The organism is Streptomyces sp. SP17BM10 (assembly GCF_036322405.1).
In the GTDB taxonomy this organism is placed as follows: Bacteria; Actinomycetota; Actinomycetes; order Streptomycetales; family Streptomycetaceae; genus Kitasatospora.
On the sequence record NZ_JAQYXB010000514.1, the window covers coordinates 105,064 to 119,229 of the forward strand.

Consider the following 14,166-nt stretch of genomic DNA (forward strand, 5'->3'; position numbering starts at 1 on the left):
CACCGACGCCACGGACCCGCTCAGCCGGGTCCCGCGTCCCCGAGGACGCCCAGCCACGGCCCGAACTCGCTCTCCAGCACCAGCCGGCCGAGCTTGCGGTACTCGCCGACCACCGCCGCGACCAGCTGCGCCATGCCCAGCGGGGCACCCGCCCCGGCGGCCAGGTAGGCCGCGGAGACCGCGCAGGCCCGGATGGAGCCGCCGGTGAGCTCGAAGCTCCGGGCGCAGAAGTCCAGGTCGAGGTCGTCGCCGCGCGGCAGCCGCGGCCCGAGGCAGCGGTCCCAGAGCAGACGGCGCTGCGCCTGGTCCGGCAGCGGGAACTCGGCGATGACGTCGAGCCGTCGCGTGAACGCGTCGTCGAGGTTGGCCCGCAGGTTGGTCGTCAGGACGGCGATGCCCTCGAAGGACTCCATGCGCTGGAGCAGGTAGGCCGTCTCCAGGTTGGCGTGGCGGTCGTGCGCGTCCTCGACCTTGGAGCGCTTGCCGAAGAGCGCGTCCGCCTCGTCGAACAGCAGGACGCCGTTGACCTGGGCGGCCTCGGTGAAGACGCGTTCCAGGTTCTTCTCGGTCTCGCCGATGTACTTGTCCACGACGGTCGACAGCTCCACGACGTACAGCTCCATGCCGAGTTCGGCCGCGACCACCTCCGCCGACATCGTCTTCCCGGTGCCCGACTCGCCCGCGAACAGGGCGATCACACCGTTCCCCCGGCCGCCGCCGGGCCGCATCCGCCACTGCCCGAGCACCTGGTCGCGGTGGCGGGCCCGCAGCACGAGCTCCCGCAGCCGGACCTCGGTGGGCGGCGGCAGCACCAGGTCGGACCAGCCGACCGCGGGCTCGATCCGGCGCGCCAGGCGGGCCAGACCGGCCGCGTTCTGCGCCCGCACGGCCGCCCGTACGTCGTCGGCGTGCACCGGGCGTTGCTCGGCGGCCGCCGTCCTGGCCGCGACGGCGGCGGCGCGGCGCAGCTTCTCGCCGTCGAGCCGGTAGGCGGCCACCGCCTGTGCCAACTCCTCGTCCAGCGGCTTCGGTTCCTCCTCCTCGGGCACGCCTCCGAGTGCGCGGGCCCACTGCTCGGCCAGCCCGCGCGGGTCCGGCGGCGGGACGGTGAGGATCACCGGGCTCTGGTCGGCCCAGGCCGGGTCCCACACCTGCGGGCCGTGCACGACCAGCGGGACACCGGTGAGCGCGGCGCACAGCTCGCGCAACAGGGCTGCCCGCTCGGGCCGTTCGGGTTCCAGGCGGTCCAGCGGCCCGAGCACCACGCCGCTCCCGCCGAGGCGCGCCTCGCGGGCGAGCACCCGCACGACGGCGCCCGGCGGGCGGGCGGCCAGCGCCGCGGCGTCCACGACCAGCGGCGGGTGTCCGTCGGCCGCGAGGGCGGCCACCGCGAGCGGGCCGGCGTGGCCGCTGCGGTCCAGGAGGTGCACCAGGCCGCCGTCTGCGGCCAGTGCGCGCAGCCCGTCGACGGGCTCGGCCGTGCCGGCCCGGGCGGCGGCCCGGCGGGCCAGGCCGGCGAGTGCGTCGTCCGGCTCGTCGTCGCCGAGCAGGTGGGCCGTCACGCGGTCCGGCACGCGCAGCGCGCGGGAGAGCAGCGGGCGCTCCGGTTCAGTGATCTCCAGGAGTCCGCCGGCGATCAGCGGGGCCCGCGCGGAGAACCGGAGGCGGCCGGGGCCGGCTGCCGGCAGGCCGCACAGGTCGAGGGCCAGGCCGATGGTCGGGCGGCGCTGGGTCAGGTCGTCGTTGAGGTAGCCGTAGAGCTGTTCGAAGCGGGCGTCGAGGTCGGGGGCGAGGGCCACCAGGAGGAGGTCGAGGTCCACCGGGAGCAGCCCGAAGGCGGCGCTGAGCCGGGCGAGCCGGGAGCCGGGTGGCGGCGGGTCCGTGCTGTCGTCGTGGCCGTCGCTGCCCGTCGCGGCGAAGGCCGCCAGGATGCGCTCGACGGCCTCCGGGCCGAGGTACTGGCCGCGGTAGGGGTCGTCCGGGTCGGGGTCGACGGCGCGGCGCTCGTGCACGGCGGTGCGGACGCGCTGTTCGACCCGGTGCAGGCGTTCCCACAGGTGGCCGGCGGGGGCACCGGTGTGCGGCGGGCTCACCGCGCGCCGCCGCGCGGTCGGCGGCCCGGCGGCAGCCCGCGTTCCCGGGGCGCGGCGAAGCCGTCCGGGCCCGGGTCCGCGCCGCCGTGGTACCGGAGCCGGCGGCCCGGGTGGTCGGCCGGTGCCGGGGGCTCCCGGGTGAGGTCCTCGGCGCGCACGACGAGCCCGTCGGTGACGGGCGGTCCGGCGGGGTCGAGGGTGCCCGCCAGTGGGGCGAGCACCCTCAGGTCGATCGAGGGCCGCAGCTCTCCGCCGAGCGCGGACCACACGTCGGACACCGACGGCAGGCCCGAGTCGCGCCCGGCGATGTCGAGGCCGACGGTCAGCCCGAGGCGGGCGAGCGTACCGGTGAGCACCCGCGCGGGCAGCGCGTCCACGGCGGTCAGGATCTGCAGCACCTCGGCCAGCAGCCGGTGTTCGTCCTGCGGCCGGTTGGTCCAGACGGTGACCAGGTAGGCCAGCTCGAACCAGCGGGGCGCGGGCCGGTGACCGACCACCACGCCGTCCTCGTCGTACTCGGCGACGGCACCGGCCTGCCGCCGGGCGGTGTCCTCGCGCATTCCGTAGAGGAAGACGTCGACGGTCGGCGCGACCCGCCTGGCCGCCATGTCCCGGGTGGGGGCGTCGAACACGACCTCGACGCCACGCTCCGGCAACCCGGATTCGGTGAGCAGGAGGCGCAGTGCCTCGTCGACCTCGTGGATCACCGCCGCTCCACCGCCCCCGGCGGGCCGATGCTGCCCTCCACGACGAGGAACGGCGTCGTCACGGGCGAGAAGCCCGGCCCGTCGGCCGTGATGGTCCGTGGTCCCGTCTCGTCCTTGGGCAGGATCAGCAGCTGCCCGGCGAACGTCCCGTCCGCCCGCGGGTAGGTGGGCGCGGCCGAGGCGGTGATGCCGGGCTGCCAGGTGAAGCGGACCGGTGCGCCGGGCGGGAAGTCCACGCCGCGCACGGACGTGACGAAGCCGGGCTTGCCGATGGGCGGCACCGCGACGATGCGGGGCTGGAGGATGCGCAGCGGGGTGCTCGCCCGATGGGGTCCCGGTTCGGCATCGGTGCCGGTGGTGGTGAGTTCGGTGGTGATGGTGGTGTCGAGGGCGGCCACCGGGGACAGCACCACGCGGACCACCTGGCTGCTGCCGGGCCGCAGGTCGGCGAGGGCGCAGGTCCCGGCCCGGCAGCCCGGGGGCAGGGCCTCGGTGGGCACGCCCGGTGGCAGGCCGAGGGTCAGGCGCAGCCCGGTGGCGAGGGCCTGGCCGCTGTTGCGCACGGTGTAGGTGACGGTGACGTGGCCGCCGACGTAGCCGGGGTCGGGCTGGGCGGCGACGGCCACGCCGGGGCCGGCCGCGGGCTGCGGTCCGGGCTGCGGTCCCGGTTGCCCGTGGGGGTCGGTCGAGCCGGGCGGCGTCGAGGCGGTCGGCGGCGGGCTCGGCGTCGAGGACGGGGTCGGGTTCGGCGACGGGGTCGGGGTCGGCGTCGGCGTTGCCGTGGGCGTCGGCGGAGGCGAAGGCGCCTCCACCACCGGCAGCACCGTCTCCGTGAAGTCGTCCTCCGGATTCGGGTCCACGACCGTCCCCGTGACGCTCCAGCCGAACGGCTGCGGCCCGCTGCGGGTGCCGATCAGCGTGGCCGTCACCCGGACCTCCGCGCCCGGTGCCAGGGTGCCGAGGTCGCAGCGCAGCGCGCCGGCGTCGCACGTCCCGACCGGGGTCCTCAGTCCGCCGAGCCGGGCGCCGGTCGGCACCGAGGCCGTGAGGGTGGTGCCGGGCGAGGGCGCGGGGCCCTTGTTGGTCACGGTGACGGGCACGTCCGTGGCCTTGTCGACGGGGACGTCGGGCGTCCGGTCGGGCGCCTTGAGCGCGAGGTCGACGGACTGCTGGACGGACGGCTCCTTCTGCCGTCCCGGCATCCGCCGCTCGAGCGGGGTGAGCGTGCCGGCCGCGAAGTCGTAGACGCCGAGCCCCTCGGGCGAGTTGGGCGCCAGGGCCCGGCGGGAGGTGAGCACGAGCTGCGCACCGTCGGCCGTCCAGGCGACGTCGCGGGGCTGGTACGGGCCGGTGGCGGAGGTGTCGGGCAGGGGACGGGTGCAGGCGCCCTTGTCGTCACGGAGACCGGCGGGCAGGACGACCGTGCAGCCGGTGCCGGTCGGCGAGGTGACGAGGACGCCGTCCTGCCGGTTGTTCCCGCCGTCGCCGGCCTTGCGGTTGAAGGCGATGCGGCGGCCGTCGGGGGAGAACACGGGGCTGTCGTCGATGACGTCGCAGGTGCCCGGGCAGATGGCCTTGCTGAGGTCGGTCTGCCGGGCGAGGTCGTCGGCGGGCACGGTCCAGACGTGGAGGTTGCCGGCGTTGCCGTTGACGACGGCCGTCCTGGAGAAGGCGATCAGCTTGCCGTCGGGGGACCAGAACGGCTCGCCGTCCGAGGCGCCCTGCTGCCCGGCCGGCGGCTCGACGGTGCCCAGGAGGGCACCCGTGGACACGTCGGCGATCAGGATCCGGCCCGGCCGGGCGGGCGCCCGGTCGCTGCCCGGGGAGCTGCGGCTGAAGACGATCCGCTTGCCGTCCGGAGAGAAGGAGGGGTCGGTGTCGCGGTCGTCCGGGCGGCGTCCGGCCAGGTTCATCGGGTGCGGGTTCGAGCCGTCGGCGTCGGCGAGCCAGATCCGTTCGATCCGGCCGGCCGGGGAGTCCTCGTAGCGGGTCGCCACGATCTGGCGGCCGTCGGGCGTGTAGGCCTGCCGCTCGTACCAGGGGTCGTAGCCGGGGCGGGGGTGGAAGAGCGGGTCGGCCGCCGGGTCGGTGCTGGTGTTGGCGTCGGCGGCCGGGTCCTCCCGCAGCACGCTGATGCCGAGGTCGCGCGGGTCGGCGCCGTCGGGTCGGATGTCCTGGACGTCGGCGACGTCGGCGGCGGACGCGCTGGTCTGCTCCACCACCGGGCCGCCCTCGGCCTGGGTGCCCAGCCACGTCGGCGTCGCGATCAACCGGTTGGTGCTGTAGAGCAGTTGGGGCGCGGTGCAGTCGCAGGTCGGCGCGCGGTAGAGGTTCACGACCGGCGGCAGCGACGGATCCGCCGGGGGTTTGGGGGTGGGCAGGTCGGGGCTCAGGAAGAGGACGCCGGTGCCGTCGGCCAGCCAGGAGGCGGAGCCGGTCTTCCAGGTGGAGCCGGTGCCCGGGAAAAACGCCTTCTCCCCGCCGGTGGGCGAGGTGAGGATGAGCGTGCGGCCCTTGTCGCCCTGGTCCCAGGTGTAGACGATCTGGTGGCGGTGCTCGTTGTCGTCGAGCGGGTTCCAGGTCGGGTCGACGGCGTTCCCGCTGGTCACGTTGGTGATCCTGGTCGGCGGGCCGCCGGCGAACGGCCGCAGGTGGATCTGGGTGTGCGCCGGGTCGCCGGTGCACGCGTATGCGACCCACCTGCCGTCGGGCGAGACCGTCGGGTGCGTCTCGTCGGCCGCGCCGTCGGTCAGCCGCCGCAGGCCGCCGCCGTCCCGGTTCACCACCCACAGGACGTGCTGGGACGTGCTGCCCGTTCCGGTGGGCTCCAGCGCCTCGAAGACGACGGCCTTGCCGTCCGGCGCCAGCGCGGGGTGGGCGGTGTCCATGCCGGTGGTCAGGCGGTGCACCGCGCCGGCCGCGTCGCGCAGGTACACCTGCGGCAGCGGGCCGTCGCGCAGGCTCGTGAAGACCAGTTCGCCGCCCCGGGCCGAGGGGTCCTGGTCGAAATGGACCGGGCCGGGCCCGAACAGCGGCGCGCTGTCCGCCGGGCCGGTCACCCGGCCGAGGCCGCGGTGGTTCGTGCCGGCGTAGACGATCCGTCCGCCGGGCGGGTCGGCCGTGACGGCCGGCGCGGCGCGACCGCCCGACCCTCCGGGGGCGGAGCCCAGGGTCAGCACGGCCGCCGCCAGCGCGAGCAGGACGGCGACGGCGGCCCGGGCCGGCCGCCGGGTGGAGCGGGGAGTGGCGGTGGCGCCGGTCACGCTCGACCTCACAGGTTGCAGGGGCGGTCTCCCCGGCAGTCTCACCGGATCGGGTACCCGGGAACAGGGCCCGGGCACCCGATCCGGGGGTAGCGACCGCTGTCCCCGGAGGGCAGGTGCGGGCGGTCGCCGCGCTCCGGGAGGGCCGCGACCGCCGCCCCTCTCAGATCAGCCCGCGCCGCATCGCGAACCCCACCGCGTGTGCCCGGTTGCGCAGGCCCAGCCGCGTGATGATCTCGTGCAGCACGTTCTTGACGGTGCGTTCGGAGTACGAGGTCTTGGCCGCGATCTCGCTCGTGTCGAAGCCCTCCGCCACCAGCCGCAGCATCTCCACCTCCCGGGCCGTCAGCGTCGACAGGGTCAGCCCGCGCCCGTCGAGCATCGTGCGCTGGAGCGCCCCGATCCGGTCGAGCAACTCGCCGAGCAGGTCCCCCGGCATCACGCCCTCACCGTTGGCGAGGGCCGTGATGAGGTGCACCAGCCGGTCCTGGTCCGCCTCCGAGCGCCGCAGCACGGCGGCGACCCCGTACTCGACGATCGTCTGCAACCCGCCCGCCTCGAAGTGGCCGACCACCAGGCCTATTCGGCCCGAGGTGGCGAGCCGCAGCCGGCGCAGCTGCTCGGCCACCACGTCGGTCAGGGCGTCCACCACCAGCAACGAGACCTCCGCCTTGCCCGCGTCCGCCTCGCTCAGCAGCTCCACCTCCGGCCGCTGGCGCAGTTGCTGGACCACGCCGGTCTGCAGGATGAGGTCCTCCGCGTACACGGCCACGCGCACCTGGCCCGGCTTGCCCGCTACCTGGCCCGCGGCGCCGGACGACCGGCCCGCCGTACCACGCACCGGTTGGACGGGCACGCGCGCCGCGGACGGACGGGCGCTGCCGGACCGTGGCGCCACCGGGGTCCGCGGGGCTGTGACGGCTTCCTCGCGGGACGCATCGGTCGACGTCGACGTCATCGAACACTCCATTCTGCAGGGGGCCTGCGATGTGACGGCCGTCCGCCGCGGGGCGGGACCGGCCGTGGGCCTGGGTGAGGGACGCCCGGCTCGCGCGCTGCTCGGCGGCGGCACCGGGCGGGGGCCTGTGGTTCGCCTCTGGCGGGCACGCCTGTCCGCGCGGGGCAAGGGGTGCGGCCCGCGGCTTGCCCGCCCGGCCCTCTCCGCGCAGGGGCCGGCGGTCCTACCGTCGCGCTATGACCACATCCGCCGAACTCGGCCTGCCCACACTGACGGTGGCGCCCGGTGGCGTGGCCACCACGACGCTGACCGTGCGCAACGGTCTCGACATCGTCGAGGCGTACTCGCTGGAGGTCGTCGGCGACTGCGCCGCGTGGACGACGGTCGAACCGGCCCGCGTCTCCCTCTACCCCGGGACGTCCACGACGGTGACGGTGCGCCTCGCCCCGCCCCGGTCGCCCGCCGCGCGCGCCGGTGAATTCCCGCTCGGCATCCGGGTGCTGCCGACCGAGCGCCCCGAGCTGGTGACGGTCCCGGAGACCACCGTCACCGTGACCCCGTTCCAGGAGCTCCAGGGCGCCATCGCGCCCCGCCGCCGTCGCGGCTGGCTGCGCGGGCGCTACCGGACGTCGGTGCGCAATCTCGGGAACGCCCCCGCCAGCGTGGTGTTCACGCCCGGCCAGGCCGGCGAGGACCTGCGGTTCAAGGTCACGCCGGAGAAGCTGCGCCTCGAACCCGGCGAGTCCGGCGAGGTGCGGGTGCAGGCTCGCGCCCGTAAGCTCATCTGGTTCGGCAAGCAGGCGTCGTGGCCGTTCGAGGTCGCGGTCGGACCGGAGGAGGTCAAGCCTCCCGGGAAGGGTTCGGCCGGGCAGGAACCGGCTGGGAAGGAGTCGGCCGGGAGGGAGCCGGCCGCCACCACCGCCGAGGCGCCGTCGGCGGCTCAGCGCCCCGTCCTCGGCGGCGAGTTCCTCCAGCTCCCGATCTTCCCCAAGTGGCTGCTCGCCCTCCTGGCGGCACTGATCGCGCTGCTGCTGGCCTGGTTCGCCCTCGTCCGCCCGGCGGTGCGCAGCTCCGCGAAGCAGGCCGCCGAGCAGGCCGTCGCCCAGCAGAGCGCCACCCCCGGTCCGGCCACCGGCGGCGAACCGGGGGCACCGGCCCCCGGGAGCACGCCCAACCAGGGCAAGCCCGGGGCCGGGCAGCCGAGTGCCGGACAGCCGACCACCGGCGGCCGCGGCGGCTCCGGCCCCGGGGGCCTGGCGGTGCCGGGCACCGGGCAGCAGAGCTCCGCCACGATCGACGTGCAGACGGCGAACACGACGTCGTCGTCCGGCAGTTACCAGGTGCCGCACGGCAAGGTCTTCGACATCACCGACATCGTGGCCGCCAACTTCCAGGGAGACCAAGGGCTGTTGACCATCACGGCCGGCAAGCAGACGATCACCACCATCGCACTGGAGACCTTCCGCAACCAGGACTACCACTGGGTGACTCCCATCCAGGTCCCGGAGGACCAGGCCGTGACGGTGAACGTGACCTGTGAGACGCCCGGCACCCCGGCCTCGGGCAAGCAGGCGTCGACGTGCCACGAACTCCTCAACATCAGCGGGGCGTTGAGCGACATCAGGCAGGCGAACTGAATCGGCCGCTTGCGGCCCGGCGTCCGTTCCCCCGGGAAACCGGACCGGAAAGGTGCACCCGACGCCCCACCTGTGTCAACGGGCCCTTTCCGCCGGAACGGGCCCGCCTACCCTCCAGTGATCTCCTGCCCCCATCCCCTCCCGCGCCCCGTGGCCATGTCAATCCTCGGTGGACACCCTCGCTCGTTCGGGCACCCACCGACAACTCCGGTCGAACCGCCCCCGCGCGCCCGACCTGCCCTCCCGGGGAACCCGGCAAGGCCCCGACGGGCAGCCGGCCCGTCCCCCACGGACGCCGGAGCCCTGCCCCGGCGCACTGCTGACGTTCCGTCGATCAAGAAGTAGCGTTGCGCCGATCCCGCACCAAAGGCGGCACCCGGGCCGTACGTGCACCAAATCACCACAAGACCGGACCGCCACGACCGTGCGGCGGACCCGGGACCACCCACACCCTGGCAGCCCCGGGCCCCGCGGGTCACTCCACTGGCCGCCGAGCGCGAACTCCGCAGGCCAAGGGCGGCGCGGCAGCTGCGCACCCCCGGCGGTATCCCCACCCGTCGAATCCCTGGGCTGTGGACGCGATCCCGGCCGACGGCCGTCCCGCCCTCCGGAGGTGCGCACAGTTGTACCCCTTTGGGCCGCCTGTGTCATGATCGTCTGCCGTCATGCCGTCAGGTCGACCCCGGGGGGACACATGAGCCGGATCAACTGCCCACAGTGCGGGACGCTCGACCAGGTGCGGAGCGTTCCCAGCATCTACGAGTCGCAGACCAGCACGTACGCCGGGACGAGCACCGGCTACTCCTCCGGCGTCGCGTACGCGAGCGGGGTCGGCGTGATCCCCAGCTTCGGCAGCTCGACCGTCCACACGTCCGGCTCGTCGAGCAGCCTGCTGGCCTCCCACATCGCGCCGCCGCCCCCGCCGCGGCTCGCGCAGCCGGGTGGCGGGTGCGGGCTGGCGGTCGTCCTGGCCTTCGCGGCGGCCTGGGGCGTCATCCTGCTCCCGTACCTGTTCACGTCCGGCGACAAGGACGCCGGACGGAACGCGGCGATCATGTTCACCGTGCTCGGCGGCCCGTTCGTCTTCGCCGCGGTGATGATGCTGATCAACCGAGCGAAGTCCCGCCGCCAGGCCCGGGAGGCGTTCCAGTCGCACTCGGTGGTGTACCCGTCCTTCGCGACCGCCTGGAGCGCCGCCTACCTGTGCCTGCGCTGCCACGTCGCGTACGTCCCGGAGGGCGCCCTCGCGACCGGCGCCTCGCCGGCCGTCCCGGTGCACCGCTTCCCGGACCTGGTCGCCACCACGGCGGCCCGCCTGCGCGGCGAGATGTGACGTTCGCGCCCACCCCGGCCCTGGGCCGCCACGGCCCGCCCGTCCAGCTGCCCGGGGCCCTCGAGAGGGTCGATCCGCACCAGGAAGACCCTCCCGGCCGCGCACGTGACGCGGACCTCGTGGGCCTCATCCGTGATCTGCCGCCGGAACGGCGCGTGGTCAGCGAGTCCCGTGGTTCGTCTCCACGCCCGACCGGGACGTAGGTGGTGCAGATCTGCCCGCGCTTGCCGCCCCCGGTGTGAACGATGCCGCCGAGGCGCGCCGTGACGATCCGTCCGCCGCAGACGGAACGCCGGTACCGGTGTCGGCACCGGTGGTCATCGCCAGTCGTGAAGGCCGGCAAGGCTGACAAGGCTGACAAGGCCGGCGAAAGCCGAAAGACACAGATACCGAGTGCACGGGCATGCCTTTCACCGCGCGAACCCCGGCGAGCGGATCATCGCTCCGGATGAAGTTCGTCACCGGAACATCACCGTGATCCATATTTCGCCAGTGCACGATCGATGAGAACTTCCCGGACAACCGGCCGCCAGGGCGCCCACAACGGAAGCTCCGCGCCCAGGCAAAGCCGGACAAAGAGAGCTCGCGACCGCATTCCGGAACGGCATTCACTGTCTTGATCCTGACGCTCCGCCGGACCCCCGACCGGCGATGTTCTAGGCTGCTGGCCAGCGAAGTCGTCGGGGGGACGGTTTAGTGACGGGACGACCAATCCGCTTCATCTCTTCCTTCGCGCCGATCCCGCTTTGACACGGGCAAGTTCGGGGACGGTGGACGTCTTTCTTCCACCGCCCTTCGGTCCACCGCGCTGAAAGGAACCGGCCATGACGCGTTGACCACCCACGCGTCGCGCCCCGCGTCACCGGACGTCCCTCTCCCGCCTCGCCTCCACCAATCGACAGGAGCTCAGCACATGCTTCGCCAGATACCCTCCAGCCGACGCGTCGGCGCGCTGGCGGCGGCTGCGGTCGCCGGCGCGATCACGACCGTCTCCGGCACGCCGGCCGGCGCCGTCGTCGGCGACCAGGCGGCCGACGGCGCGTACGCGTACACCGTCAAGCTGACCGTCGGCGACTCCGTGCGCGCCTGTACGGGTGCCCTGGTGGACCCACGCTGGGTGATCACCGCGGCGTCCTGCTTCTCGGATGACCCCGCCCAGCCGGCCACGCTCCGGCCGGGGGCCCCGAAGCGGCACACCTCCGCCGCCGTCGGGCGTGCCGACGCCGCACCCGGGCAGGTCCGCGACGTCGTGGAGCTGGTGCCGCGCCAGGACCGCGACCTCGTCATGGCCCGCCTGGCCGAGCCGGTGCGCGGCGTGCCCGTCCTGCCGGTGGCGACGACCGCGCCGACGGCGGGCCAGACGCTGCGCGTGGCGGGCTTCGGGCGCACCAAGGACGAGTGGGCGCCCGCGCGGGCGCACACCGGCACCCTCACCGTGGACGCCGTGCAGGCGGCCGGCCTCGACACGAGCGGCGTCAGCGGCGCCGCGGTCTGCAAGGGCGACACCGGCGCCCCCGTCATCCGCGAGCTCAACGGCAGGGCCGAGCTGGCGGCGGTGGCCTCCCGCTCCTGGCAGGGCGGTTGCCTGGGCAGCGCCGAGACGCGCACCGGGGCGTACGACGTCCGCACGGACGACGTCGCGCCGTGGATCGAGGAGGTGCGCTCCCACCAGCCCAAGGCCGACGTGGCGGCCCTGTACAACAGCGGCCAGGCCGACGACGGCACGAACGTCACCAGCCTCTTCCGGTTCGCCAACACCGGCTCGGGCTACTTCAAGGCCCCCGAGAAGGCCTGGGCCAGCGACAACCCGCCCGTCACCAGCTGGGACTGGAACCGGTCCAAGGTCCTGACCGGCGACTTCGGCGGCACCGGCCGCAAGGACCTCGTGGTGCTCTACGACAGCGGCCAGAACCCGGCGGGCAAGAACCTCGTCACGCTGTACGAGTTCACCAACAACGGCAACGGCTACGACGCCCCGGTCAAGGTGTGGGACAACGACAACGCCACCACCGGCAGCTGGGACTGGAACCGCTCCAAGCCGGTCGTCGGCGACCTCGACGGCGACGGCAAGGCCGACATCGCCGTGATGTACAACAGCGGCCAGGGCGCCAACGGCAAGAACCTGCTGACCGTCTACAAGTTCGCCGGCAACGGCAGGGGCTTCGACGCCCCGGCGAAGGTCTGGGACAACGACAACCCCGCCGGCGACAGCTGGGACTGGAACCGGATCCAGCCCGCCGCCGGCGACTTCGGCGGTACCGGAAGGGCCGACATCGCCGTCCTGTACAACAACGGCCAGAGCGGCACCGGCAAGAACATCACGACGCTCTACAAGTTCCCGAACAACGGCACCGGCGGCCTCACCGCCCCCGTCAAGCTGTGGGACAACGACGACAGCACCACCGGCAGTTGGGACTGGAACCGCTCCAAGTTCCTGGTCGGAGACTTCGGCGGCACCGGCAAGGCCGAGGCCGTCGTCCTCTACAACAACGGTCAGAACGGCAGCGGCAAGAACATCACGACGCTCTACAAGTTCGCCAACAACGGTTCCGGTGCCGTCACCACCCCCGCCAAGGTGTGGGACAACGACAACGCCACCACCGGCAGCTGGGACTGGAACCGCTCCAAGCCGGTCGTCGCCGACGTCGACGGCGACGGCAAGGACGACGTCGCGGTGATGTACAACAGCGGCCAGGACGGCGGGAAGAACCTGCTGACCGTCTACCGCTTCACCAGCGACGGCAAGGGCTTCACCGCCCCGGTCAACGTCTGGGACAACAACGACCGCGTCAACGGCAGCTGGAACTGGGACCGTTCCACGTTCGGCTGATCCGCAGCGCACCCTGCGGGGGCTCCCGGGCCACGGCCCGGGAGCCCCTGCGGCATTCCGCAACCGACCCCGCGTGCCGGCACTTCAGGGCAAGAAGGCGAGCCATCCGGCCCTCAGTACCAGCGGGTCTGCCCCGCCCCGTACGGGCGGCGTGGCGCAGAACGCGCAGCGGGCCGTCGAGGAGGGCGTCGGCGTCGTGGGCGGGGTCGTCGCCGAGGCCGTCCAGCCAGGCGTGGACCCGCTCGATCACCTCCCGCCGCCGGGCGCCGGTCAGGGCCAGGGCTTCCTCCGCGCGGGGCAGACAGGCGCGCACCTGGGCGGAGGTGAGCAGGAAGTCACCGAACCAGCCGGGGAGTAGGAGCGCCGCGTCGGCGCCGAGCGCGTAGGCGAGGGCCCAGAACGGGTTGGCCTTCCGGGCCGCGGCCGCGAACAGGCCCTCGCCCTCCTGCGCCGGGAACTGCTCCATGACGGCGTCGCGCAGTTCCTCCACCGCGTCGGAGTCGTCCTGACAGCCGTCGAGGAACCGGTAGAGCCGAAAGGCGCCCTCCGTGGCGACCCAACCCCCTTCACCGGCGGCCCGCTCGGTGAACAGGGACTCGCCTCCCAACCCCCGCCACCAGGCCAGCTCGGCCGTCACACCGGTGGGCGCCGACGGCGGAGGCGGCGAAGGCGAGCTCCGAACGGCGGCGAGCAGCAGCTCCCGTACCTGCTCATCGGTCAGCGTCCCGACGACCCACACACCCGTGGCGCTCACAGCCTGCCTCCCAAACCCACGATCCGACCGCAGATCATGCCCTACGCCGCCGAGAGCCCGCAGGTCAGGGCCGTCCCGATTCAGGCCGGGTCGTTCCAGGCCGGGTCGTACTGCGCCAGGCCGTTGCCGAGCGACCAGTCGACGGGCCCGTTCTCGGTCAGGGTGACGAACACGTTCCGCGGCTCGGTGCCCGCGTACTTCTCGGCGAGTTCGGCGATCCGTCGGTACAGCGCGCGCTTCTGGTCCGGCGTCCGCCCGGCACGCAGCGTGATCGCTATGTAGACGATGCCCTCATCGCGCTGCACGCCGAGGTAATTCCCGCACTGCAACGTGCCGTTGACACCGTCGTGACCGATCAGGACATGGAAGAGGTCGTCCGGCGGAATCCCGATCGTCTCCACCAGGGCCTCGTGGACCGCACGGCCGAGCGCCTCCAGGCGGGGGCCGTCGGCTCGCAGGGCATCGATCCGGACAAGGGGCATCGCGGGTTCCTCTCCATCGGCCGGCCGCGCCCCGCGGGAGCCACGACCGGGACTGGCCCATCCACCGGAGATTGTACATACCAGTAGGTACAGCCATGGCCGCCCGGTG

The 14,166-nt window shown here is 73.9% G+C and carries 9 protein-coding genes; 3 read left to right on the top strand and 6 right to left on the bottom strand.

Translation table 11 applies throughout. The features are described 5' to 3' along the window. Positions 1-20: 20 nt before the first annotated feature. The 4 genes from PUR71_RS09815 to PUR71_RS09830 all read right to left on the bottom strand — a co-directional run bounded on the left by PUR71_RS09815 (position 21) and on the right by PUR71_RS09830 (position 7,021). Positions 21-2,093, bottom strand: a complete 2,073-nt coding sequence (locus tag PUR71_RS09815) for an ATP-binding protein (RefSeq protein WP_329926144.1) — start codon at positions 2,091-2,093, stop codon at positions 21-23. Continuing rightward, positions 2,090-2,800, bottom strand: a complete 711-nt coding sequence (locus PUR71_RS09820; RefSeq protein ID WP_329926146.1) for a DUF4255 domain-containing protein — start codon at positions 2,798-2,800, stop codon at positions 2,090-2,092. The genes PUR71_RS09815 and PUR71_RS09820 overlap by 4 nt, the downstream gene beginning before the upstream one ends. Beyond that, the gene (locus PUR71_RS09825) at positions 2,797-6,063 is read right to left on the bottom strand and encodes a hypothetical protein (protein ID WP_329926148.1); all 3,267 of its coding nucleotides are present in this window, start codon (positions 6,061-6,063) and stop codon (positions 2,797-2,799) included. Before PUR71_RS09825 ends, PUR71_RS09820 begins: the two co-directional genes overlap by 4 nt. A gap of 163 nt (positions 6,064-6,226) precedes the next feature. Beyond that, a complete protein-coding gene (locus PUR71_RS09830; RefSeq protein WP_443077413.1) occupies positions 6,227-7,021 on the bottom strand; it encodes a response regulator transcription factor in 795 nt (264 codons plus the stop codon). A gap of 236 nt (positions 7,022-7,257) precedes the next feature. On the opposite strand from PUR71_RS09830, the gene PUR71_RS09835 reads away from it, so the two are divergent. The 3 genes from PUR71_RS09835 (at position 7,258) to PUR71_RS09845 (ending at position 12,821) form a co-directional block, all read left to right on the top strand. Next, on the top strand, positions 7,258-8,658 hold the full coding sequence (locus PUR71_RS09835) for a COG1470 family protein (RefSeq protein WP_329926150.1): 1,401 nt from the start codon (positions 7,258-7,260) through the stop codon (positions 8,656-8,658). A gap of 694 nt (positions 8,659-9,352) precedes the next feature. Continuing rightward, positions 9,353-9,991, top strand: a complete 639-nt coding sequence (locus PUR71_RS09840) for a hypothetical protein (RefSeq protein WP_329926152.1) — start codon at positions 9,353-9,355, stop codon at positions 9,989-9,991. Between the two features lie 913 nt (positions 9,992-10,904). Then, positions 10,905-12,821, top strand: coding sequence for a trypsin-like serine protease (locus PUR71_RS09845; RefSeq protein WP_329926154.1), 1,917 nt, complete (start codon positions 10,905-10,907; stop codon positions 12,819-12,821). On the opposite strand, the gene PUR71_RS09850 is transcribed toward PUR71_RS09845, so the two are convergent. Both PUR71_RS09850 and PUR71_RS09855 read right to left on the bottom strand, forming a co-directional pair. Further along, entirely contained in the window at positions 12,781-13,575 is a 795-nt protein-coding gene (locus tag PUR71_RS09850) for a hypothetical protein (RefSeq protein ID WP_329926156.1), read from the bottom strand. The two genes, PUR71_RS09845 and PUR71_RS09850, sit on opposite strands and share 41 nt — an antisense overlap. Positions 13,576-13,655: 80 nt before the next feature. Beyond that, complete coding sequence (locus PUR71_RS09855; protein WP_329926158.1) at positions 13,656-14,057, bottom strand: tautomerase family protein; 402 nt, start codon at positions 14,055-14,057, stop codon at positions 13,656-13,658. Between the last annotated feature and the right edge of the window lie 109 nt (positions 14,058-14,166).